19 protein-coding genes and 1 pseudogene are annotated in these 22,281 nt (G+C 68.8%); 14 read left to right on the top strand and 6 right to left on the bottom strand.

Annotated elements, in window-relative coordinates; all coding sequences use genetic code 11:
• Nucleotides 1-374: pseudogene (locus BM162_RS23080) on the top strand (hypothetical protein); the annotation flags it as partial.
• 3 nt (nt 375-377) lie between these two features.
• Here BM162_RS23080 and BM162_RS03515 read toward each other — a convergent pair.
• The 3 genes from BM162_RS03515 to BM162_RS03505 all read right to left on the bottom strand — a co-directional run bounded on the left by BM162_RS03515 (nt 378) and on the right by BM162_RS03505 (nt 2,476).
• Nucleotides 378-686, bottom strand: coding sequence for a hypothetical protein (locus BM162_RS03515; RefSeq protein ID WP_093417685.1), 309 nt, complete (start codon nt 684-686; stop codon nt 378-380).
• Between the two features lie 11 nt (nt 687-697).
• Nucleotides 698-2,101, bottom strand: coding sequence for an adenosylhomocysteinase (gene ahcY, locus BM162_RS03510; RefSeq protein WP_093417682.1), 1,404 nt, complete (start codon nt 2,099-2,101; stop codon nt 698-700).
• Between the two features lie 69 nt (nt 2,102-2,170).
• Entirely contained in the window at nt 2,171-2,476 is a 306-nt protein-coding gene (locus BM162_RS03505; RefSeq protein ID WP_093417679.1) for a hypothetical protein, read from the bottom strand.
• 123 nt (nt 2,477-2,599) lie between these two features.
• Here BM162_RS03505 and BM162_RS03500 point away from each other — a divergent pair, with 123 nt between their 5' ends.
• Entirely contained in the window at nt 2,600-3,193 is a 594-nt protein-coding gene (locus tag BM162_RS03500; RefSeq protein ID WP_093417677.1) for an HD domain-containing protein, read from the top strand.
• A 120-nt stretch (nt 3,194-3,313) separates the two neighbouring features.
• Here BM162_RS03500 and BM162_RS03495 read toward each other — a convergent pair whose 3' ends face one another.
• Nucleotides 3,314-3,868, bottom strand: a complete 555-nt coding sequence (locus tag BM162_RS03495; RefSeq protein ID WP_093417674.1) for an ActR/PrrA/RegA family redox response regulator transcription factor — start codon at nt 3,866-3,868, stop codon at nt 3,314-3,316.
• Between the two features lie 68 nt (nt 3,869-3,936).
• Complete coding sequence (locus BM162_RS03490) at nt 3,937-4,566, bottom strand: SCO family protein (RefSeq protein ID WP_093417672.1); 630 nt, start codon at nt 4,564-4,566, stop codon at nt 3,937-3,939.
• A gap of 93 nt (nt 4,567-4,659) precedes the next feature.
• Between BM162_RS03490 and regB the strand changes: the two genes are divergently transcribed.
• The 8 genes from regB to trxA all read left to right on the top strand — a co-directional run bounded on the left by regB (nt 4,660) and on the right by trxA (nt 16,539).
• A complete protein-coding gene (regB, locus tag BM162_RS03485; RefSeq protein WP_093417669.1) occupies nt 4,660-6,039 on the top strand; it encodes a sensor histidine kinase RegB in 1,380 nt (459 codons plus the stop codon).
• Between the two features lie 74 nt (nt 6,040-6,113).
• Nucleotides 6,114-7,646, top strand: coding sequence for a PAS-domain containing protein (locus BM162_RS03480; protein ID WP_218153065.1), 1,533 nt, complete (start codon nt 6,114-6,116; stop codon nt 7,644-7,646).
• A 41-nt stretch (nt 7,647-7,687) separates the two neighbouring features.
• Nucleotides 7,688-8,179: a tRNA (adenosine(37)-N6)-threonylcarbamoyltransferase complex ATPase subunit type 1 TsaE gene (gene tsaE, locus BM162_RS03475; RefSeq protein ID WP_093417664.1), complete on the top strand. Its 492-nt coding sequence runs from the start codon at nt 7,688-7,690 to the stop codon at nt 8,177-8,179.
• Nucleotides 8,176-9,201, top strand: coding sequence for an aminoglycoside phosphotransferase family protein (locus tag BM162_RS03470; RefSeq protein ID WP_093417662.1), 1,026 nt, complete (start codon nt 8,176-8,178; stop codon nt 9,199-9,201). The genes tsaE and BM162_RS03470 overlap by 4 nt, the downstream gene beginning before the upstream one ends.
• Nucleotides 9,177-9,869: a nucleotidyltransferase family protein gene (locus BM162_RS03465; RefSeq protein ID WP_093417659.1), complete on the top strand. Its 693-nt coding sequence runs from the start codon at nt 9,177-9,179 to the stop codon at nt 9,867-9,869. Before BM162_RS03470 ends, BM162_RS03465 begins: the two co-directional genes overlap by 25 nt.
• Complete coding sequence (addB, locus tag BM162_RS03460) at nt 9,853-12,804, top strand: double-strand break repair protein AddB (protein ID WP_093417657.1); 2,952 nt, start codon at nt 9,853-9,855, stop codon at nt 12,802-12,804. The genes BM162_RS03465 and addB overlap by 17 nt, the downstream gene beginning before the upstream one ends.
• A complete protein-coding gene (gene addA / locus BM162_RS03455; protein WP_093417654.1) occupies nt 12,801-16,160 on the top strand; it encodes a double-strand break repair helicase AddA in 3,360 nt (1,119 codons plus the stop codon). Before addB ends, addA begins: the two co-directional genes overlap by 4 nt.
• Before the next feature lie 58 nt (nt 16,161-16,218).
• The gene (trxA, locus tag BM162_RS03450; protein ID WP_093417652.1) at nt 16,219-16,539 is read left to right on the top strand and encodes a thioredoxin; all 321 of its coding nucleotides are present in this window, start codon (nt 16,219-16,221) and stop codon (nt 16,537-16,539) included.
• Nucleotides 16,540-16,609: 70 nt separating this feature from the next.
• Here trxA and BM162_RS03445 read toward each other — a convergent pair whose 3' ends face one another.
• On the bottom strand, nt 16,610-17,734 hold the full coding sequence (locus tag BM162_RS03445) for a GAF domain-containing sensor histidine kinase (protein WP_093417649.1): 1,125 nt from the start codon (nt 17,732-17,734) through the stop codon (nt 16,610-16,612).
• Between the two features lie 244 nt (nt 17,735-17,978).
• Between BM162_RS03445 and BM162_RS03440 the strand changes: the two genes are divergently transcribed.
• The 4 genes from BM162_RS03440 to BM162_RS03425 all read left to right on the top strand — a co-directional run bounded on the left by BM162_RS03440 (nt 17,979) and on the right by BM162_RS03425 (nt 22,179).
• Nucleotides 17,979-18,602, top strand: coding sequence for a CDP-alcohol phosphatidyltransferase family protein (locus BM162_RS03440; protein ID WP_093417647.1), 624 nt, complete (start codon nt 17,979-17,981; stop codon nt 18,600-18,602).
• Nucleotides 18,599-19,810 carry an ABC transporter substrate-binding protein gene (locus BM162_RS03435; RefSeq protein WP_093417644.1) on the top strand — a complete coding sequence of 404 codons (1,212 nt, stop codon included), beginning with the start codon at nt 18,599-18,601 and terminating at the stop codon, nt 19,808-19,810. Before BM162_RS03440 ends, BM162_RS03435 begins: the two co-directional genes overlap by 4 nt.
• Nucleotides 19,811-19,910: 100 nt before the next feature.
• A complete protein-coding gene (locus BM162_RS03430; RefSeq protein ID WP_093417836.1) occupies nt 19,911-21,548 on the top strand; it encodes an ABC transporter permease in 1,638 nt (545 codons plus the stop codon).
• Nucleotides 21,541-22,179, top strand: a complete 639-nt coding sequence (locus tag BM162_RS03425; RefSeq protein ID WP_093417642.1) for an ATP-binding cassette domain-containing protein — start codon at nt 21,541-21,543, stop codon at nt 22,177-22,179. Before BM162_RS03430 ends, BM162_RS03425 begins: the two co-directional genes overlap by 8 nt.
• Nucleotides 22,180-22,281 lie beyond the last annotated feature (102 nt).

The raw sequence follows: 22,281 nt of genomic DNA, 5'->3' as shown, positions 1-22,281 counted from the left end.
CATGCCGCACAGAAAGGCCTGACAGAGGACCGCGCTCGATCACTCGCCAAAGGGGTCAGAAACTTCTTGCAAAACGGACGGCAACCACAGAGGCGCTTTATGCTCATCACGGCGACCGTTACCTGCACACCGGGCGCTGGCTCTTGGCCGGCGCGGCGCTGGTGGGCTGGGGTGCGGGGCTCGCCCTGGAGATTCCGAACCTCTGGCTCGCCGGGACCTTCGCGCTGCTTGCAGGCAGCGTCGTGCTTAACGTCATCAAGGAGGAGTTGCCGGAAGAGCGGGAGAGCCGCTTCTGGGCCTTCGCGCTCGGCACCGCCGGTTACGCGGCTCTGTTGCTGGCGATCACTGTGCAGGAGGGCGGCGGCACGGCCTGAGCGTCAGGCCGCCGGGCCGACCACCGCCGAGCGCCCGCGTCCTTCGTCACGCGTGTAGCGCATGAGCAGGCCATGCGCCTCGATCACCTCACGGTCCAGGTCCAGATCCTCGCCATCAATCCGCCCGGTGCGGCAGAACATCCCGTCCTCCCACCACCACGTCCCGCTCAGGGCGCGACCGCCCGCGGTGCCAGAGAGCCGTCCGTCGGCGTGGATGGTGAAACTCAGGCCGTCGCCGGCGAGCAGGCGGTCCACGAAAAGCTCGCGGAACGCCTGCTCGGTCTCGATGCGGCGCCAGCCGGGACGGGTCACGACGTCGTGCCTCAGTACCGGTAATGCTCGGGCTTGAACGGCCCTTCCGGCGTCACGCCAATATAGCTCGCCTGTTCGGGGTCGAGCTTGGTGAGCTTCGCGCCGACCTTGTCGAGGTGCAGCGCCGCCACCTTCTCGTCGAGGTGCTTGGGCAGGACGTAGACCTTGTTCTCGTACTGCTCGCCCTTGGTGAACAGCTCGATCTGCGCCAGCACCTGGTTGGTGAACGACGCCGACATCACGAACGAAGGGTGCCCGGTGGCGTTGCCGAGATTCAGCAGACGGCCTTCGGACAGCAGGATGATCCGGTGGCCCGAGGGCATCTCGATCATGTCCACCTGGTCCTTGATGTTGGTCCACTTGTGGTTCTTCAGGCTGGCGACCTGGATCTCGTTGTCGAAGTGGCCGATATTGCCGACGATCGCCATATCCTTCATCTCACGCATGTGCTCGATGCGGATGACGTCCTTGTTGCCGGTGGTCGTCACGAAGATGTCGGCCGAGGACACGACGTCCTCGAGCAGCACGACCTCGAACCCGTCCATCGCCGCCTGCAGAGCGCAGATCGGGTCGACCTCGGTCACCTTCACGCGCGCGCCGGCACCACGCAGAGACGCGGCCGAGCCCTTTCCGACATCGCCGTAGCCGCAGACGACAGCGACCTTGCCGGCCATCATCGTGTCGGTGGCGCGGCGGATGCCGTCGACAAGGCTTTCCTTGCAGCCGTACTTGTTGTCGAACTTTGACTTGGTGACCGAGTCGTTGACGTTGATCGCCGGGAACGGAAGCTGCCCGGCCTCCATCATCTTGTAGAGCCGGTGCACGCCGGTGGTCGTCTCTTCCGAGACACCCTGAATCATCTCGCGCTGCTTGGTGAACCAGCCGGGGCTTTCCTTCAGGCGCTTGCGGATTTGGGCGAACAGCGCCTCTTCCTCTCCCGAGGTCGGCACCGCGATCAGGTCCTCCTCGCCGTTCTCGACCCGCGCGCCCATCAGGATGTAGAGCGTTGCGTCGCCGCCGTCGTCGAGGATCATGTTCGCGCCGCCCTCGGTAAACTGAAAGATCCGGTCGGCATAGTCCCAATATTCCTCAAGCGTCTCGCCCTTGATGGCGAAGACCGGGGTTCCGCCCGCCGCGATGGCCGCGGCGGCGTGGTCCTGGGTCGAGAAGATGTTGCACGACGCCCAGCGCACGTCTGCTCCCAGCGCCACGAGCGTCTCGATCAGCACCGCCGTCTGGATCGTCATGTGCAGAGAGCCCGCGATGCGCGCGCCCTTCAGCGGCTTGGCGTTGCCATATTCGGCGCGCAGCGCCATGAGGCCCGGCATCTCCGTTTCGGCGATATCGAGCTCCTTGCGGCCGTAGTCCGCGAGGGAAATGTCCTTGACGACGTAATCGACTGCGTCCTTCGGCATGGCGCCCTTGCCTCCAAAAGTGTTCAAACTTGCGGAGGCAAGTAGCACCCGGCCCCCCGGCAGGCAACTCTAGCCGGGGACGCCCTTCGCAGGCTCGACCAACAACTCATCGCGCCAATTGGTGCCGGCGGCGACGATGCAGCTGATGCCGTCGGGGCGCGTCATCAGGATGGTCCAGGTGCCGTCGGCGCCGGCCGACCAGACCTCGATCACCGAGCTCGAGTTCCGCAGGCCGCCGCCCGCAAAGCTTTCGCCGTAGGTTTCGTTGAGACGTTCGACCACGGTGGCGCGCTCGGCACAGAAACTCTGAGCGGACGCCGCGAACGGAAGGGCGGCCAAAGCGAGGGCCGCGGGGACGAGTGTACCAGCACGCATGGATGAGGCTCCTTCTTGCCTTTGCCCTCGCCGCTTGTTCTTTTGCTCGTTGGGGTGAGTAAGGCACGGGGCTTCGAAAGGTTCCCCTGCGTCATCCCCGCCCGCGGCGAATGGAGGAATGATTTGGCCAAGCCCGCCCGCGCCTGGCAGAGGATGCTTTCGGGCCGCCGGCTCGACCTGCTCGACCCCACGCCCGTCGACATCGAGATCGAGGACATTGCCCACGGGCTCGCCTTCGTCGCGCGCTGGAACGGTCAGACCGCCGGCGACTTCGCCTACTCCGTGGCCGAGCACTCGCTGCTGGTCGAGCACATCTTCGGCCGGATAACGCCCGATGCGCCGGTGAAATGGCGCATGGCGGCGCTGCTACACGACGCACCGGAATACGTGATCGGCGACATGATCTCACCGGTGAAGGCGGCCGTCGGCCCGGACTACGGAGCGCTGGACGAGCGACTGACTGCGGCCATCCACGTCCGCTTCGGCCTGCCCGCGCAGATCCCGGCGACGGTTAAGAAACAGATCAAGCGCGCCGACCGGGTGTCGGCCTGGATGGAGGCGACGCGGATCGCCGGCTTCTCGCAGGGCGAGGCGACGAAGTTTTTCGGGCGGCCGAAGGACGAGTTGATGGAGGGGCTGGAGATCCTGCTGCGCCCCCCGCGCGAGGTGCGCTACGCCTTCACCGAGAGGCACCGGGACTTGCTGGCGCGGATGTAATCCGCGCCAGTCCGCGGAGGCGCCTTCGGCGCCGCGACCTCAGCAAGGCTGGGGGCTGTCCGCCCCAAACCCCCGAGGATATTTTCGGACCGAAGATGTAGGGGGTCGGGCCGTCCCGGATCAGCGCGGGCTGCGCTTGGCGAGGATGCGCTGGAGGGTGCGGCGGTGCATGTTCAGGCGGCGCGCGGTCTCGCTTACATTGCGGTCGCACTGCTCATAGACGCGCTGGATGTGTTCCCACCGGACACGATCGGCGCTCATCGGGTTCTCGGGCGGCGGCGGCAGTGCATCGCCGCTGGCCAGCAGCGCCGCCGTCACATCGTTGGCGTCGGCGGGCTTCGACAGATAATCGGTCGCCCCGATCTTCACCGCCGCGACCGCCGTGGCGATGGCACCGTAGCCGGTCAGCACCACCACCCGGCTGTCGGGACGACGCTCGCGGATCGCCTCGACCACGTCGAGCCCGTTGCCGTCGTCAAGCCTGAGGTCGACCACGGCATAGGCGGGGGGACGGGCCGTCGCGATGGCGCGTCCGGCGGCGACGGAATCAGCGGTCTCGACATCGAACCCGCGCTTTTCCATCGCGCGGGCGAGACGCTTGAGGAACGAGTCGTCGTCGTCCACGAGCAGGAGGCTGCGGTCGTCCCCCAGTTCCGGCGCCTCGGCTTCGCTCATCCTCGTTTCCTTTCTTTCCGTCGCGCAGGACGATAGGGCGGGGTCATGGGCCGGTCAATTCCGCCCACTCAGGCCCTTTCCAGGAAACAGGCGGCCCGGTCGGCCAGAGTTTCAGCCTCCAGTCCCTGCGCGCCGCGGAAGAATTCGACGAAGCCGTGCTCGGGCAGGACGAGGTAGCTGAAGGCCGAATGGTCCATCAGGTAGTAGTCCGGATCGTCCCCCTCTCTCTTGGCAAAGTAGGTCCGGTAGGCCTGCGAGGCGGCACGCACCTGCTCGGCCGACCCGGTCAGGCCGAGCATGTCGGGGTGCAGGTAGTCGGTGAACTCGGCCAGCACCTCGGGCGTGTCGCGCTCGGGATCGATGGTGATGAAGACCGGCTGCACGTCGAAGCCACGCTCGGCAAGAAGCTCGACCGCCTCGGCGTTGCGGGCGGCGTCCGTGGGGCAGACGTCGGGACAGAAGGTGTAACCGAAGTAGATCAGCGACGGCTCGTCCAGGACCTCTGCGTCGGTCACCGTCTCGCCCGTCTCCGACACCAGCTCGAAAGGTCCGCCAATGGCCGCGGTGCCGCCTGCCACCTGGCTTGTGCGGCACGGGCCAAAAGGATCCCCGGCCTCGCGCCCGAGGATGAACCACCAGAGGCCGCCCAGAACGGCGACCAGAGCGGCGAACGCCGCGACTGCCGTGGCCCGCGCCATGCGACCCCCTATGTACCTTCCTGACCGGCCGCATTGATCCCAGCCGGACCGGATCTCTACAACGGGACAGGTTGACGCAAGACGAGCAGCAGCATGGCCGATCCATCTCTCGCCGCCATCGGCGAACCGAGACGCTCGAACTGGGTGCGTCTGCGCACGCTGATCGTGCTGCGCTGGATCGCCATCGGCGGCCAGCTGGCCGCGATCACCGTGGCCGACCGCATGCTCGACCTCTCGCTCGAGCTGGGGTGGTGCTATCTGGCGGTGGGCACCTCGATCATCTCGAACCTCGTGGCGACGTTCGTCTACCCGGAGAACCGGCGCCTGTCCGAGGGCGAGACCGTGGCGCTTTTGCTGTTCGACATCACGCAACTCGTCGTGCTGCTGTTCCTGACAGGCGGATTGCACAACCCGTTCGCCCTGCTGATTCTTGCGCCGGTGACGATCTCGGCGACGGCGCTCCAGGCACGCTCGACGATCCTGGTGGGGGCGGTGGCGATCCTGCTCATCACGCTGATCGCGCGCTGGCACATTCCGCTGCGGACGGACCTGGGCTTCGTCATGAGGATGCCGCAGGACTTCGTCTTCGGCTTCTGGGTCGCCATCGTCATCGGCATCCTTTTCCTCGCCGCCTACGCCCGGCGCGTGACGAGCGAGGTGAACGCGATGGCGGAGGCCTTGGTCGCCACCCAGATGGCCTTGGCGCGCGAGCAGAAGCTGACGGACTTGGGCGGCGTCGTGGCCGCGGCCGCGCACGAGCTTGGCACGCCGCTGGCAACGATCAAGCTGGTCAGTTCCGAATTGCTGGAGGAACTGGAAGACGAGCGCCTGCGCGAGGATGCGGTGCTGATCCGCGAGCAGGCGGACCGTTGCCGCGACATCCTGCGTTCGATGGGGCGTGCCGGAAAGGACGACCTGCACCTGCGCCACGCGCCTGTCTCCTCGGTCGTGTCCGAGGCGGCGCAGCCTCATGAAACCCGTGGCAAGTCGGTGTTTTATGACATCGCTCCGTTGGACGGAGAGGACGCGGACCAGCCGGTCGTCGCGCGGCGGCCCGAGATCATTCACGGTGTACGCAACCTGATCCAGAACGCCGTCGACTTCGCCGAGACGACGGTGTGGATCGATATCCGCTGGGACCGCCGGCAGATCAGCCTGCGCATCACCGATGACGGGCCCGGCTTCCCGCCGCAGGTCCTGCCCCGCATCGGCGACCCCTTCGTACGGCGACGGCGCGACGGCAGCGACACCACGAGCCGGCCGGAATACGAGGGCATGGGACTGGGCCTGTTCATTGCCAAGACGCTGCTGGAGCGAACGGGCGCGGAACTGAGCTTCGCCAACGGCATGGAAAGCGGCCCCGGCCGGCGCGGCGGCGCTATAATCGAGGTCGTCTGGCCGCGCGCGGCTATCGCGCAGGAGGCCGTCGAGGGGCGGCGCGCCTTGGGCCAGAACCAGCCCATCGCCGGGTGACCCGGAGGCGCTTAACCTGGCGTTAATCCTGACGCGCGATGGTCGGTGCGGGATGACAGCCGGGGATGGCCCAAATGATCGAAAGCGCACTGCAGGCGGTGCCCGTCGCCCTCGCATGGACGCTCGCCGCACTTCTGGCGGGCCTGGTCGTGGCGGCAAGCGTCGCGGCGATTCGCCGGGACGCCGGGGTGGCCAAGGCCGCCTCGGCCCCTGACGTGTCGTTCCTGTTTCACAGGGGAGCGCTGATCGATGCGACGCCCGCCGCACAACGGCTGATCGACCTCGCCGGCCGCCGCGGAAGCGACCTCGACCGGCTGTCGCGTGTGCTCGCCATCCGCTTTCCGGACCTGCATCGGCAGATCGGGGACGTCGACGCGGGCACGCATGAAGTCGTATCCGTCGACGGCGACAGCCTCGCCATCATCGAGCGGCGCGCCGATCGCCTTCGGCTGACGCTGACGGAGACGAGCGAAGGTGAAGAGCGGGCCCCGCTCGACCGCCACAGCCTTGCCGCGCTCGAAGACGAGCTTGAGACGCTGCGCGAGATCGCCCGGACAACGGGACACCTGCTGTGGCGGGAAACGGCGCGGGGCGAGGTCGTTTGGGTCAACCAGGCCTACCTTGAGGCGGCGGAACGTCACCGGCCAGAGGAGGCGCAGGGCTGGCCCCTGCCCCGACTGCTGAAGGCGGATGCGCCGCGCGCGCGACTGTCCGGCAGCCACGGGCCCGGCGGCTGGTTCGACTGCGAACGCCGCGATATCGGCGACGGGCAGCTCGTCTGTGCTGTCCCCGCCGATGCCGCCGTCGCGGCCGAGGCGTCCCTGGAGCGGCTGCGTCAGACGATGACCCGCGCCTTCGCCAATGTCCGCACCGGGATCGCCGTGTTCGATTCGCACCGGCGCCTTACGCTGTTCAACCCCGCGCTGGTCGAAATCACCGGCCTTCCCGCTCCCTTCCTGGCGGAACGGCCCACTTCGGACGCGTTCTTCACCGCGTTGCGCGACAGGAAGATGGTCCCCGAGCCGCGCGATTTCCGGACGTGGCTGAACCGGATGACCGGCACGGCCGAGACCGGCGATCTGGCCGAGAAATGGCATCTGCCGCACGGCGTCACGCTGCGCGTCACGGCATTGCCGCAGGAGGACGGGGCACTGACATTGCTGATCGACGACATCACCGACGACATGACCCAAATGCGCCGCAGCCGCACGGCTTTGGAAACCGGGCAGGCGGTGCTCGACAGGCTGGACGAGGCCATCGCGGTCTTCGGTCCGACCGGTCTGCTGTCGACCGCGAACGCGGCCTACGACACCCTTTGGAACGCAGAGACATCGACGCAGGAGAACCCCGTTCGGGTGCAGGACGCGGTCGACGCCTGGGCCGCGGCCTCGATCCCCACCCCGGCCTGGGACGAGCTTCGTCACACGTTGGACGAGACCGGCGAGCGGGAGCATTTCGAGACGACGGTGCAGCGGGTCGACGGGAGACCGCTCATGCTGCGCTGCACGCCGCTCGCCGGCGGCTCGACGCTCGTCGTCTTCTCGCCGGTGGCGGCGCCCCGCGACGTCACGCCCGAAGCGCAGGATCTGGTCGCGACGGAAGCCTGATCACGCTTGCGAGCGGTGCTCGGTCGGCTAAGACTGCCGCCATGTCATCCGAACCTCTTCTCGACCTGCGCCTGCCCACGTCCGACGCGACGGCACGGCTGGCCCGTGCCTTGGCGCCCAAGCTTGGAGCGGGGGACGTCCTGCTGCTCGAAGGGCCGCTGGGGGCCGGCAAGACCCACTTCGCCCGCGCACTGATCCAGGAACGGCTCGCCGAGGAGGGGCTGTCGGAGGACGTGCCGTCGCCGACATTCACGCTTGTTCAGACCTACGACGCCGGAATGCTCGAGATCTGGCACGCGGACCTGTACCGGCTGACAAGCGCCGACGAGGTGACGGAGTTGGGCTTGGAGGACGCGTTCACGACGGCGCTCTGCCTTGTCGAATGGCCCGACCGGCTGGGCGACGCGGCTCCGGCCTCGGCCCTGAGCCTGCGGCTTGAGCCTGAAGACGACGCACGGCGGCTCACTGCGCATGGGTCGCCGGACTGGGCCACGCGGATGGCGGATCTGCGTGTGGACGAGGGAACGGAATGACGATGAGAGACGACACCATCGCGCGCTTCCTCTCGGGCACGCGGTGGGGCGACGCGCGGCGGGTCCGGCTCGCCGGGGACGCATCGAACCGCCGATACGACCGCCTGCTGGGGCCCGACGAGGGCGAGAGCCACGTGCTGATGGACGCGCCCCCGGACCGGGGCGAGGACATCCGCCCGTTCGTCCACATCGCCGAGTGGCTGACGCAAGCCGGCCTCGCCGCCCCCGCCTGCCTGGAACGGGACGAGCGGCAGGGGCTGCTGGTGCTCGAAGACCTGGGCGACGACATCTATGCCCGCGTGCTGGAGCGCGCCCCGGCGCAGGAGACGCCGCTTTACGAGGCCGCGGTGGACATGCTGGCCGAGCTGCACCGCCACACCCCGCCCGAGTGGCTGGGCACCTACGATCCGCCGCGGATGGCGCGTCTCGCCGCGCTGGCCTGGCGCTGGTACCGGCTGGAAGTGACCGGTGCCGCGGAGCCGCGGGAAGACGCCTTTGCCGCCGCGTTCGAGCCTGTTCTGGCGCGGCACGCTGCCCCGGCCTCGGTCGTCATCCTGCGCGATTTCCACGCCGAGAACCTGATCTGGCGACCGGACCACAATGAGCACGCCCGTGTCGGCCTTCTGGACTTCCAGGATGCGTTGGTGGGGCACCCCGCCTATGACCTCGTCTCGCTGTTGCAGGACGCCCGCCGCGACGTGAGCGGCCGGGTCCAGGACGCCATGCTCGACCGCTTCGTCCGGAGAACCGGGGCCGACGCGGAGGACTTCGGCGCCGCCTTCGCCGTGCTCGGCGCGCAGCGCAATCTTCGCATTCTGGGCGTCTTCGCGCGGCTGTCGCTGCACTTCGGCAAACCGCACTACGTCGACCTGATCCCGCGCGTCTGGTCGCACCTGATGGCCGACCTCGACCACCCGGCGCTCACCCCCGTGCGCGACATGGTCCGCGCCGACCTGCCTGCGCCGGATCAAAGCCACCTGCAGAAACTGAGGGACGCATGCGGGACGATCCCGACGCCGTGATGCTGTTCGCCGCCGGCTTCGGCACGCGGATGCGGGAGCTGACCCGCGCCCGGCCGAAGCCGATGGTCGAGGTCGCGGGCCGCCCGCTCATCGACCACGCGCTCGCGCTGACCGAGAGCGTCACGCGCCGCGTCGCCAACACGCATTACCTGCCCGAGACGCTGGAGCGACATCTGAACGCCCGCGGCGTCACGGTTTCACGTGAAGCGCCCGACATCCTCGACACCGGCGGCGGGCTCAGGCACGCGCGTCCGCTTCTGGGCGATGGACCGGTTTTCACCCTGAACACCGACGCCGTATGGAGCGGTCCGTCCCCCTTGGACACCCTGCGCAACGGCTGGCGGCCGGAGATGGAGGCACTCCTCCTCCTCGTTCCGGTTGCGCGGGCCGAAGGGCGCGACACTGGCGACTTCGACATCGACCCCGACGGTCGGCTGACCCGCGGCGGGTCCTATGTCTATACCGGCGCACAGATCCTCCGGACGAACCGGCTGGCGGACGTGCCCGAGCGGGCGTTTTCGCTGAACGTGATCTGGAACGCGATGGCGCGGGACGGCGGGTTGTTCGGCGCCGTTCATCCCGGTGGCTGGTGCGACGTGGGCAGCCCGGAGGGGATCGTCCGGGCGGAAGAGTTCATAAAGGAGGCGAACCATGTTCACGCCGAGTGACCACCCCCGCCTCTTCGGTCTGCCGCCCGGCGCGGACTTCCCCGAGCAACTCGTCGCGGGGATCCTGAGCCGCACCGAGGGCATGGCGCCCGAGGCGCTGGCGCGGGTCGAGGTCTTCGTGAACACCCGCCGAATGCAGCGCCGGATGCGCGACATCCTCAGCGCCGGTCCCGCGCGCCTGTTGCCACGGATCAGGCTGATCACCGACTTGTCGCACGACATACCGCTGCCGGGCGTCGGACCTGCCGTTCCGCCCCTGCGCCGCAGGCTCGAGATCAGTCAGCTGATCGGCCGGGCGCTCGACGCGGATCCGACGCTCGCCCCCCGCAGCGCACTTTTCGCGCTGTCGGACAGCCTGGCCGACCTGATGGACGAGATGCGGGGCGAAGGCGTGGGGCCCGAGGCGCTGCGCAATCTCGACGTCAGCGACGAGTCCGGCCACTGGGCCCGCAGCCTCGCCTTCATCGACATCGTCGAACACTACTTCGCCGCCGACGCCGAGCCGGACTCCGAGACCCGCCAGCGTCGGGCGGTCGAGCACCTGGCGCGGCTGTGGGACAAGGTTCCACCCGCGCACCCGGTGATCGTCGCCGGCTCTACCGGTTCGCGCGGGGCCACGGCGCTGTTCATGGAGGCCGTCGCGCGGCTACCGCAGGGGGCGGTGGTGCTGCCCGGCTACGACTTCGAACTACCGGATCACGTGTGGGACCGGCTGACCGATCCGCTGAGTTCCGAAGATCACCCGCAGTACCGCTTCCACAAGCTGAAGACCGATCTCGGCCTGCCGCATGACGGCGTGGCGCACTGGACCGACGCTGACCCCGTTTCTCGCCGCAACGGGCTCTTGTCGCTGGCGCTGCGCCCTGCCCCGGTCACCGACCAATGGCTGACGGAGGGGCAGGCTATGGACGACCTGCCCGAGGCCGTGACCGGCATCTCGCTGATCGAGGCGCCGAGCCCCCGGCGCGAGGCGCTGGCCATCGCGCTGCGCCTGCGGCAGGCGGCAGAGGACGGGCAGACGGCAGCGCTGATTACGCCCGACCGGAACCTCACACGGCAGGTGACGGCCGCACTCGACCGCTGGCGGATCGAGCCGGACGACAGTGCGGGCCGCCCCCTCGGAGTCTCGGCCCCCGGCCGATTCCTGCGCCACATCGTGCGGTTGATGGGGCAGCGCATGACGTCCGAGGCGTTGCTGACACTGCTCAAGCACCCGCTGTGCAACACCGGCAGCGGCAACCGGGGCAAGCACCTGCTCTGGACCCGCGAACTGGAGCTGACCCTCCGCCGCCACGGCCCCGCCTTTCCCACCGCCGAAAGCGTGGCGATCTGGGCGGCGAAGCGCGAGGACGGGGCGGATGCCTGGGCGGCCTGGCTAGGGCAGACCCTGTTCGCGCTGGAACATCTGGGCGACGCGCCGCTGGAGGAACAGGTCGCCCTGCACCGCCGCGTGGCCGAGGCGCTGTCCGCAGGTCCGGCCAGTGTTGGCTCGGGCGAGTTGTGGGAGAAGGCGGCGGGCGCCGAGGCGCTGTCGAAGGTCGAGGAGCTTCAGCGCGAGGCGTCCGCTGGCGGCGTGGTCGGCATGGCGGAATACACCGACCTGTTCGACGCGGTTCTGGCGCGGGGCGAGGTGCGCGATCCGATCCGCCCGCATCCAGGCATCATGATCTGGGGCACGCTCGAGGCGCGCGTTCAGGGGGCAGACCTGGTGATCCTCGGCGGGCTGAACGACGGGGTGTGGCCCGAGCTTCCGCCGCCCGACCCATGGCTGAACCGCCGGATGCGGAAGGATGCCGGACTGCTGCTGCCCGAGCGGCGGGTGGGCCTGTCCGCGCACGACTTCCAGCAGGCCGCCGCGTCGCCCGAGGTGGTGCTGTCGCGTTCGGTTCGGGATGCCGAGGCCGAAACCGTCATGTCCCGCTGGCTGAACCGCCTGACGAACCTGCTGGCGGGCCTGCCCGAGCAAGGCGGCGAGATGGCGCTGCGCGACATGCGCAAGCGCGGCAAGGTGTGGCTGGACCGGGCCGAGGCGCTGGAGGCGCGGTACGAGCGGGTGGAGCCCGAGCCGCGCCCTGCCCCGCGCCCGCCGGTCGCCGCGCGTCCGCGCAAGCTGTCCGTGACGCGGATCCAGACCCTGATCCGTGATCCCTATGCCATCTATGCGCGCTCGATCCTGCGCCTGAAGCCGCTCGACCCGCTGCGCCCCGGCCCCGATGCGCCGCTTCGCGGGATCGTGCTGCACGAGATCTTCGACCGCTTCCTGCGCGAGGGCCCTGCCCCCGACGATCCGGCGGCGCGCGATGCACTCCTGAAGATCGCAGACGATGTGCTGGAGGCCGAAGTTCCCTGGCCCGCTGCCCGCCGCATCTGGCACGCCAAGCTGGCCCGCGTAGCCGACTGGTTTCTGGCCGGCGAGGTCGAGAGACAGGCCCGGGCGCAGCCCTTCGGCACCGAGAAGCGGGGCGAGATGCACCTTGGCTCGATCGACTTCACGCTCAACGGGCAGGCCGACCGGATCGACCGGCGCGACGACGGGCAACTGGTGATCTACGACTACAAAACAGGGCAGCCTCCGTCCGAGAAGCAGATCAGGCACTTTGACAAGCAGCTTCTCCTCGAAGCCGCGATGGCCGAGGCCGGCGCGTTCGAGGGCGTGCCGAAGGCGAGGGTGGCCGAAGTGGCGCATATCGGCGTGGGCGGCTCTCCAAAGGTCAACACGATCCCGCTGCGTGACTTCGAGGCCGACGAGCCCTTGGACCCCGACCAGATCCTGCGGGAGTTCTTTGCCCTGATCTCGGCCTACGACGACCCCAGCCGCGGCTACACTTCGCGCCGGTCGGTGATGCGGCGGGATTTCGAGGGAGATTACGACCACCTCGCCCGCCACAAGGAATGGGACGACAGCGATCCGGCGCACCCGGTGGACGTGGAATGATCCAGCGCAACGAAGCGACACAGCGGCAGGTCGATGCCGCCAATCCCCGTGCCTCGACATGGCTGTCTGCCAACGCGGGCTCGGGCAAGACGCGGGTGCTGACCGATCGGGTGGCGCGGCTGCTGCTCGACGGCACCTCGCCGCAGAACATCCTGTGCCTGACCTACACCAAGGCCGCCGCGTCCGAGATGCAGAACCGCCTGTTCAAGCGTCTTGGCGCCTGGGCAATGGCCTCGGAAGCGGAGCTTCGCGAGAAGCTGACCGAACTGGGGGCGGAAGGAACGATTGGCGACGATGAACTCTCCCGCGCCCGCACCCTGTTTGCGCGTGCGGTCGAAACGCCGGGCGGGCTGAAGATCCAGACGATCCACTCGTTCTGCTCGGCCCTTCTGCGCCGTTTCCCGTTGGAAGCGGGCGTCCCGCCGGGCTTCACCGAGATGGACGAGCGCAGCGCAGCGCAACTGATGAGCGAGATCGTCGAAGAGATGGCCGAGGGCCGCCATCGCGACGTGATCGAGGGGCTCGCCGCACACTACTCCGGCGAGGATTTCGCGCTGCTGGCGGCCGAGGTGGCGAGTCGCCGCGACGCGTTTGCCCCGCCTCTCGACAAGGCCGGGACCGAGGCGCTGTTCGGCCTCCCCAAGGGCTGCACCGCCTCCGACATCATTTCGCGCGTGTGCCTGGGCGGCGAAGCTGAACTGATGAAGGCGCTGCTGCCCGCGTTGCAGGGGGGCGGCGCGACGGACGCCAAGGCGCACGACGCGCTGGCTGCGCTCGACCTCGACGCGCCGACGCTCGACTGTCTGTCAGTGATGGAGGGCGTGTTCCTGACCGGGAAGGCCGCGAAAGAGCCCTTCACCGCGAAGATCGGCAAGTTCCCGACGAAGGCCGTGCAAAAGACGCTCGTCGCGCACATGGACCAGGTCGAGCAGTTGATGGCGCGGGTCGAGGACACGCGCGAGATGCGGCTATGCTTCCTCGCCGCGCAGAAATGCGCCGCGCTGCACCGCTTCGCCGGCGTCTTCCTGCCGCTTTATGCCGAGCGCAAGCTGCTGCGCGGCTGGCTCGACTTCGACGACCTGATCCTGAAGGCGCGCGACCTTCTGACGGATCCGTCGGTCGCCGCCTGGGTGCTCTGGCGGCTCGATGGCGGCATCGACCACATCCTGGTGGACGAGGCGCAGGACACCAGCCCGGCGCAGTGGGACGTGATCGAGCTTCTGGCGCAGGAGATCGTGGCGGGCGAAGGCGTGCGCGAGGCGGGGGAGCGGACGATCTTCGTCGTCGGCGACAAGAAGCAGTCGATCTATTCATTCCAGGGCGCCGACCCGGAAGCCTTCGACACGATGCGCGATCATTTCGCCGACCGGCTGCCGCGCGAGACGGGCCTGAACCGGCTGGAACTTCAACACTCGTTCCGCTCGTCCGAAGCGATCCTGTCGCTGGTCGACCGTGTGTTCGAAGGCCCGTTGGGCGAGGGGCTGGGGCGCGAGGTGCGGCACCGGGCGTTTCACGAGTCGATGCCGGGACGAGTGGACCTCTGGCCGCTCAGCGAACCCGAGCCCGCCGCCGAGGACCCGGAGTGGTACGAGCCGGTGGACGTGGTCAGCCCGGGCGATGCGTCGGTACAACTCGCCTCGGAAGTGGCGAAGAGCATCCGGGCGATGTTGGACGCAGGCGAGACCATTCCTGCCGGACAAGGCAAGCGGCGGCGGATGACCGAGGGAGACGTGCTGATCCTCGTCCGCGGGCGGGGTCTGCTGTTCGAAGAGATCATCCGCGCCTGCAAGCGCGAGCATCTGGCCATCGCCGGGGCCGACCGGTTGAAGCTGGGCGCGGAACTGGCGGTGAAGGACCTGACCGCGCTCCTGTCCTTCCTTACCACGCCCGAGGATGACCTGTCGCTTGCCGCCGCCCTGCGCTCGCCGCTTTTCGGCTGGACCGAGGCGCAACTGTTCGACCTGGCGCACAAGCGAACGACATCTTTCCTGTGGAACGCGCTGCGCGACCGGCGCGACGACTTCCCCGAGACGCTCGCCATCCTCGACGACCTGCGGGGCGAGACGGACTTCCTGCGGCCCTACGACCTGCTGGAGCGCGTGCTGCTGCGCCACGGCGGCCGCTCCAAGCTGCTGGCGCGGCTGGGGCCCGAGGCCGAGGACGGCGTGGACGAGCTGCTAACCCAGGCGCTGAACTACGAGCGGACGGACGTCCCGAGCCTGACCGGATTCCTGACCTGGCTCGAGGCCGAGGACGTGGAGGTGAAGCGCCAATCGGACTCGGCCGGGGGCAAGATCCGGGTGATGACGGTGCACGGCGCGAAGGGCCTGGAAGCGCCCGTCGTGATCCTGCCTGATACGATGCGCCAGAAGCGCGGGGCGCGGGCCGAGATCCTGCGGGACGACGAGGGCAGGGCGCTCTGGAAGACGCGGGCCGAGGATCGACCAGAATTGGTGGCGAAGGCCCTCGCCAAGATCGAAGGAAACGAGGAGCGGGAACTGGCCCGCCTGCTTTATGTCGCGATGACGCGGGCCGAGACCTGGCTGATCGTGTGCGGTGCGGGCGACCCGGCGAAGATGCGCGATACCTGGTACGCCTCCATCGCCGGCGCGATGGGCGAGGACGCCAAGCCGCTTGAGACGCCGTTCGGTCACGGCAGGCGGCTGGCGCACGGCGACTGGCACGGCGGCGAGCTGGTCGAGGCGCCGGCGACGACCACCTCGCTGGCCGCGCTGCCCGAGTGGATCGACCGGATGGCCGAGGTCCCGGCCAAGGCGCCGGACCCGCTGTCGCCCTCCGACCTCGGCGGTGCGAAGGCAATGCCGGGCGAGGGGCAGGAGAAGGACGCCGCGCTTGCCAAGGGCCGCGACCTGCACCTTCTGCTGGAAGTCCTGCCGACCTTCCCGGAGGAGAGCTGGCCCGACGTCGCCGGCGCGCTCCTGCCACACGACGCCGGGCCGGAGGCGGTGGCCGCGCTGCTGGACGAGGCGCGGCACGTGCTGACGTCACCCGATCTCGCGCCGCTCTACGGGCCCGACACGCTGTACGAGGTCGAGGTGTCGGCGGAGCTCGACGAGCTCGACGGCCGCCGCATCGCGGGGACAATCGACCTGCTGCTGGTGCGGCCCGACCGGGTGCTGGCCGTCGACTACAAGTCGAACGTCATGGTGCCCAAGCGGGCCGAGGACACGCCCGAGGGTCTGCTGCGGCAGATGGGGGCCTATGCCGCCGCTTTGCGCCGGATTTACCCCGATCGCGCGGTCGAGACGGCCATCCTCTGGACCGCGACGGCGACGCTCATGCCGCTTGCGCAGAGCAGCGTTGCGGCGGCGCTACGCCGCGCGGGGCTGCCTTGACGGTATGCTGGGCGGTGCATACCTTCCGGCCTCGACAGTTTCAGATAGGAGCGCCGACATGGCCACCGTCCCCGTCACCGACGACACGTTCGACACCGAAGTAAAGCAAGCCGATCTGCCCGTCGTGGTGGATTTCTGGGCCGAGTGGTGCGGCCCCTGCAAGCAGATCGGTCCCGCGCTGGAAGAACTCAGCGACGAGTACGCGGGCAAGGTCAAGATCGTGAAGGTCAATGTGGACGAGAACCCGGATTCGCCGGCGCAGATGGGCGTCCGCGGTATCCCGGCGCTGTTCCTGTTCAAGGACGGCCAGGTCGTGTCAAACAAAGTTGGCGCAGCCCCGAAGGCGGCGTTGGAAAGCTGGATCAAGGAAGCGATCTGAGGCTTTCCTCGGCCTGACCGGACAAGGGCGCCCTCGGGCGCCCTTTTTCGTTCGCGGTCAGGGGGCGCGCTCAGGCCGCCGCAACCGCGTGCAGGCGCCAGGCGGGCAGGCGGATGACGGCCGTGGTCTGGTGCGCCTCGGGACGAACCTCGAATTCGCCGCCGTGCAGTTCCACGATTTTGCGCGTCAATGGCAGGCCCAGCCCCAGCCCACCGACCTCGCGCGTGTCGACCTTACCACCGACGACGAACGGCTCGTAAAGCTGGTCGAGCTGCACCCGGTCGTCCAGCGTCCCGTCATCGGTCACGCTGATCTCGAGATGCCCGTCAGGATCGAGACGGGTCGCCAGCGTCAGCCGGCCGCCGCCATGCAGCGTGGCGTTCTCGACCAGCGCCGTCAGGGCCAGCTTCGCCTGCGCCGCGTCCAGAAGCACCGGACCCGGCAAATCGATGTCCGCGACCGTCACCGACTTCTCGGACCCGTCCAGCCGTGGGCCCTGCATCTCGAGCACCTCGTCCAACAGCGTTGCCAAATCGTCGGGCGTCTCGCTCAGCGACAGGTCGCCGGTCGAGGCATCGGCGAAGGCGATTATGGCTTCCACCAGGTCCGCTAGGTGGTCGGCGGCGCGGTGCGCAGCCTGTGCCAGACGGCGCTCCACCCTGCCCTCGAGCCGCGACTCGAAAAGTCGGGTGGACCCCACCATCACCGTCAGGGGGGTCCGCAACTCGTGCCCGATCAGCGCCACGAAGTCCGCGCGCCGGTCGTCGCGCGTCTCTTCGACACCCGGTTCGTCCGCCGGGCGCTCCAGCGCGGCGGCGGCCGCGACGGCGAACGAACGCAGCACGTCGACCGCCTCGGGTGCGGGGGCTGCCATCGCCTCGAAGCCGATGGCGCACAGCGTTCCAACGCGGAACCCCGACGACAGGATGACCGGCACGCCGGCGTAGAAGCGGACATGCGGCTCTCCTGCCACCAGCGGATTGTCGCGGAAGCGTGGGTCCTGCGACAGGTCGGGCACGATGAGCGGCGCGTCACTGACCAGCGCATGCGCGCAGAACGACAGGTCGCGGGTGAACGGCTCGAGCGGCATGCCGACAACGGCGGGGCATCGGTGCTCGTCCCGCTCAATCAGGCCGACCTGCCCGACCGGGCAGCCCAGTAGCTTGCGCGCGCTGTCGGCGAGCGCGTTGAGCACCGCTTGCCCCGCCGCGCCGAGTTCGGGCAGGTGCCGCAGCGCGTCGAGCCTGGCTTCCTCGTTGAACGGAACTGGATAAGAACGCCTCGGGGACTCTTGGCTTAACGTCGTGTTTCGCCCATAGGATCACCCGCCTGTGGAACTGGTATGGCGGAAAGCCGCCTTATTGCGGCACAACCGCGACGGGATGCGCAAGTGTGGTCGTGCCACGGCCGCGATCTAGGTCCGGTGGCGGAGGGACGGGATGCTCGACAGCGCACTGCGCAAGGTGATCGATCCGCCGCTGAACGCGATTGGGCGGCGCATGGCCTCATGGGGCGTGCAGGCGGATGCCGTCACGCTTGCTGGTCTCGCGCTCGGGCTTCTGTCGGCGGGAATAATCTGGGCAGGCGCGCCCTTGGCGGCGTTGGTGCCGCTGCTCCTGTCGCGCCTGGCCGACGGACTGGACGGCGCGGTTGCACGCGCGACGCGGAAGACCGACTTCGGCGGGTATCTCGACATCGTGTCCGACTTCGCCTTCTACGCCGCCGTCCCTTTGGCCTTCGTCCTGGCGGACCCGTCGCAGAACGGGGTCGTTGGGGCGTTCCTGCTGGCATCGTTCTATGTCAACGGCACGAGTTTCCTGGGCTATGCCATCCTTGCCGAGAAGCGCAGGATGCAGACGGCTGCGCAGGGCAGCAAGTCACTCTATTTTTCGAACGGGCTGCTGGAGGGGAGCGAGACGATCGGCTTCTTCACGCTAATTTGCCTGTTCCCGGCGCAGTTTCCCGTGCTTGCGTGGATATTCGGAAGCCTGTGCTACATCACCGCGATCCTGCGCGTGCTTGCCGCGCGACGGCTGTTTCGCGACAGGAAGGAGACCAGATGAGATCCCTCGCCACCACCTGCGCCGCACTGGCGCTGACGGCCGCAGCTCTGCCCGCGCTCGCCGACCCCGATCCTGCGGACTGGGACGCGGTGCTGGACGAAGCGCGGGGGCAGACGGTGTATTGGAGTGCCTGGGGTGGCTCGACCGCGACCAACGACTTCATCGCTTGGGCAGGCGATCGCCTCAAGGAGGAGTACGGCGTGACGGTCGAGCACGTGAAGCTCGCCGACACTGCCGACGCCGTGACGCGCGTGCTTTCGGAGAAGCAGGCAGGACAGGACGCGGACGGGGCGGTCGACCTCATCTGGATAAACGGCCCGAACTTCAAGGCGATGAAAGAGGCCGACCTGCTGTTTGGCCCCTTCGCCGAGCAGTTGCCGAACTGGCAGTACGTCGACGTGGACGGCAAGACGGTGCAGACCGACTTCACCGTCCCGACCGAGGGATACGAGGCGCCCTGGGCCATGGCTCAGGTCGTCTTCATGCACGACACCGACGACCTTCCCGAGCGGCTGCCAAACATGGGCGCAATCCTTGACTGGGCACAGGCGAACCCGGGCCGCTTCACCTATCCGCAGCCGCCCGACTTTTTGGGGACCACCTTTCTGAAACAGGTACTGCTCGAGGCGGTCGAGAACCCGGAGGTGCTGATGCACCCTGCCTCTGACGCCGATTACGACGCAGTCGTTGCGCCCCTTTGGGACTACCTCGACGAACTGACGCCCGCGCTCTGGCGGTCGGGCCGGGCCTATCCGGCAAGCGGGCCGGCGCAGCTTCAGTTGATCGCCGACGACGAGATCGACCTCGCCATCTCGTTCAGCCCCGGCGAGGCCTCGACCGCCATCGCGGACTTTCGGCTTCCCGACACGGTGCGGACCTTCGTGCTGGACAAGGGTACCCTGGGCAACGCGTCATTCGTCGCCATCCCCTACAACTCGGGCTCAAAGGCCGGGGCCATGGTACTGGCGAACTTCCTGATGTCGCCCGTGGCTCAAGTGCACGCTCAGGACCCCGAGGTTCTGGGCTATGGCACGGTGCTGGACATGGACAAGCTGCCCGACGCAGATCGGGCAGAATTCGACGCGCTGGAGCTTGGCGTTGCGACACTGTCGCCGGACGAACTGGGCGAGGTTCGGCCCGAGCCGCATCCAAGCTGGACGACCCGCATCGCCGAGGACTGGCAAAGCCGCTACGGCACGGGCCAGTGACGACGTGGCGTTTGCCGAGACTCCGGCCGCCGCGCCACGGGCGACACTGCGCGCCAGTCGCTCCACGCTGACGTTCGTTCCGCTGCTGACGCTTGCGGCGATGCTGGGCCCGATCTGCGCCGGGCTGGCCGGGACGGTGTTGCCCGCGCTCGGCTGGTATCCGGCCGCAGGAACGACCGCGCTCGACGGCGCGCCAATCCGCGCTCTTCTGGCTTGGCCGGGGCTGGCGGATGCCGCGCGGCTGTCGCTGACGACGGGGCTGGCCGCCACCGCGCTATCGCTCGGCATCGTCGCGCTGGTCTTCGCCGGCTGGTGGGGGACCCGCCCCTTCGGCATGCTGGAACGGCTGCTGTCGCCCCTCCTGTCCGTGCCGCACGCGGCGGCAGCCTTTGGGTTGGCCTTCCTGATCGCGCCGTCGGGCTGGCTGTTCCGGCTGGCCGCGCCGCTCATCGGGTGGGACAGGCCGCCGGACCTTCTGATCCTGAACGATCCGTGGGGCCTGTCGCTGACGGCGGGCCTTGTGGCGAAGGAGGTGCCGTTCCTAACCCTCATGGCGCTCGCCGCGCTGGGGCAAAGCGACGGACGGCGCAGCCTGCGCGCTGCGCAGGCGATGGGTTACGGGCGGCTGACGGGCTGGCTGAAGACGGTGTTCCCGCGCGTCTATGCCCAGATCCGCCTGCCGGTCTACGTGGTGCTGGCGTACTCGATGTCGGTGGTGGACGCGGCGGTGATCCTCGGCCCGACGACGCCGAATACGCTGTCGGTGCAGATCGTGCGGTGGATGGGCGACCCCGATCTGGGGCAACGGCTGGTGGCGGCGGCGGGCGCGGTCCTGCAACTTGCCTTGGTGGCGGCGGCGCTGGCGCTGTGGCGGGGCGGCGAACACGTCGTGGCGCTGGTGGGCCGCGCCTGGATCCTGGGCGGCGACAGGGGCCGGCTGGACAGGGTGCTTCGCCCGCTCGGCCTGATGGCCGGCGTCTTGAGTGCGGCTGCCGTGCTGGCAGGCCTCGTGGCGCTGGTTATGTGGTCGGTAGCCGGGTTCTGGAGTTTCCCGGACGTGTGGCCCGACACGGTGACGTGGCGCAGCTGGAGCCGGCATGGGGCGGGCTTGGCGGAGGCAGCGAGGATGACCGCTGTCGTCGCGCTGGCCTCGACCGGCATCGCGCTGATCCTCGTGCTCGGCTGTCTAGAGGCCGAGCACCGAAGCGGCCGGCGGCTGACGCGGCGGGGGCTGTGGCTTCTGTACCTGCCGCTGCTCGTGCCGCAGATCGCATTCTTGCCGGGCCTGCAGACGCTGCTTTTGACGGCGGGGGCCGACACGGGGCTGCTGCCGGTCATCGCTGCGCACCTGGTGTTCGTGCTGCCCTACGTCTTCCTTTCGCTGGGGGATCCGTGGCGGGCGTGGGACGTCCGGCACGCGACGGTGGCGGCGGCGCTTGGCGCCTCGCCGCGGGCCGTGCTGTGGCGGGTGCGGCTGCCGATGCTGCTGCGGCCGGTGCTGACCGCGACGGCGGTGGGGCTGGCGGTGTCGGTCGGCCAGTACCTTCCGACGCTCCTGATCGGCGGCGGCCGCGTGGCGACGCTGACGACCGAGGCGGTGGCCCTGGCCGCCGGGGGCGACCGGCGGGCCATCGGTGTCTATAGCGTGGCGCAGACGGCCGCCGCGCTTCTTCCCTTCGCGCTGGCGCTCGGAATCCCGGCGCTGGCATGGCGCAACCGGAGAGGACTGCATGGCTGAGGGGCTGGAACTCGCCGGTGTGCGGATCCAACGCAACGGCGCAGCGCTCGTGGGGCTGGATCACCACGTGCGGCCGGGCGAGGTTCTGACGGTAATGGGGCCGTCCGGAGTGGGCAAGTCGACGCTGCTGGCCTTCGTCACCGGCACGCTTTCGTCGGACTTCTCGGCAACCGGGGAGGTACGCCTGGACGGCGTGGACATCACGCACCTTCCGCCCGAACGACGGCGCGTCGGCATCCTGTTCCAGGACGACCTGCTGTTCCCGCATCTGAGCGTGGCTGATAACCTTGCCTTCGGCCTTGCCCCCGAAGGCAGCCGATCGGCGCGCCGGGCAAAGGTCGAGGCGGCGCTCGCAGACATCGAACTTGCCGGCTTCGGTCCCCGCGACCCGGCCACGCTGTCGGGCGGGCAGAAGGCGCGGGTGGCGCTGATGCGCATGCTTCTGGCCGAACCGCAGGCGCTCTTGCTGGACGAGGCGTTTTCCGGCTTAGACGCCTCCCTTCGCACGCAGATGCGCGACCTCGTCTTCGGGCGTGCCCGTCGGCTGAACCTGCCGGTGCTGATGGTGACCCACGACGCCGACGATGCCACGGCCGCCGGCGGTCCGGTGGTGGAACTGACGGGGCGCTGAGGCTCGACCGCTCATAAGGGCAAACGGACGATAAAGACGCAGATGCTGCGCCGCCCGGTTATCCTCAGCGCGGCCTCAACTCACCGCTTTATCCGCGCGAAC

Source organism: Tranquillimonas alkanivorans (genome assembly GCF_900115595.1).
In the GTDB taxonomy this organism is placed as follows: domain Bacteria; phylum Pseudomonadota; class Alphaproteobacteria; order Rhodobacterales; family Rhodobacteraceae; genus Tranquillimonas; species Tranquillimonas alkanivorans.
Note: the sequence above shows the minus strand (reverse complement) of the source record. Positions and strands in the feature narration are given on the sequence as shown.

Excerpts from the sequence above, each read along its gene's own strand:
- tsaE (WP_093417664.1), top strand. The coding sequence starts at position 7,688 with ATGTCATCCGAACCTCTTCTCGACCTGCGCCTGCCCACGTCCGACGCG.
- BM162_RS03440 (WP_093417647.1), top strand. The coding sequence starts at position 17,979 with ATGCTCGACAGCGCACTGCGCAAGGTGATCGATCCGCCGCTGAACGCG.
- BM162_RS03435 (WP_093417644.1), top strand. The coding sequence starts at position 18,599 with ATGAGATCCCTCGCCACCACCTGCGCCGCACTGGCGCTGACGGCCGCA.
- BM162_RS03470 (WP_093417662.1), top strand. The coding sequence starts at position 8,176 with ATGACGATGAGAGACGACACCATCGCGCGCTTCCTCTCGGGCACGCGG.
- BM162_RS03495 (WP_093417674.1), bottom strand. The coding sequence starts at position 3,868 with ATGAGCGAAGCCGAGGCGCCGGAACTGGGGGACGACCGCAGCCTCCTG.
- BM162_RS03490 (WP_093417672.1), bottom strand. The coding sequence starts at position 4,566 with ATGGCGCGGGCCACGGCAGTCGCGGCGTTCGCCGCTCTGGTCGCCGTT.
- trxA (WP_093417652.1), top strand. The coding sequence starts at position 16,219 with ATGGCCACCGTCCCCGTCACCGACGACACGTTCGACACCGAAGTAAAG.
- addA (WP_093417654.1), top strand. The coding sequence starts at position 12,801 with ATGATCCAGCGCAACGAAGCGACACAGCGGCAGGTCGATGCCGCCAAT.
- BM162_RS03425 (WP_093417642.1), top strand. The coding sequence starts at position 21,541 with ATGGCTGAGGGGCTGGAACTCGCCGGTGTGCGGATCCAACGCAACGGC.
- BM162_RS03505 (WP_093417679.1), bottom strand. The coding sequence starts at position 2,476 with ATGCGTGCTGGTACACTCGTCCCCGCGGCCCTCGCTTTGGCCGCCCTT.
- BM162_RS03430 (WP_093417836.1), top strand. The coding sequence starts at position 19,911 with ATGCTGGGCCCGATCTGCGCCGGGCTGGCCGGGACGGTGTTGCCCGCG.
- BM162_RS03480 (WP_218153065.1), top strand. The coding sequence starts at position 6,114 with ATGATCGAAAGCGCACTGCAGGCGGTGCCCGTCGCCCTCGCATGGACG.
- BM162_RS03465 (WP_093417659.1), top strand. The coding sequence starts at position 9,177 with ATGCGGGACGATCCCGACGCCGTGATGCTGTTCGCCGCCGGCTTCGGC.
- ahcY (WP_093417682.1), bottom strand. The coding sequence starts at position 2,101 with ATGCCGAAGGACGCAGTCGATTACGTCGTCAAGGACATTTCCCTCGCG.
- regB (WP_093417669.1), top strand. The coding sequence starts at position 4,660 with ATGGCCGATCCATCTCTCGCCGCCATCGGCGAACCGAGACGCTCGAAC.
- addB (WP_093417657.1), top strand. The coding sequence starts at position 9,853 with ATGTTCACGCCGAGTGACCACCCCCGCCTCTTCGGTCTGCCGCCCGGC.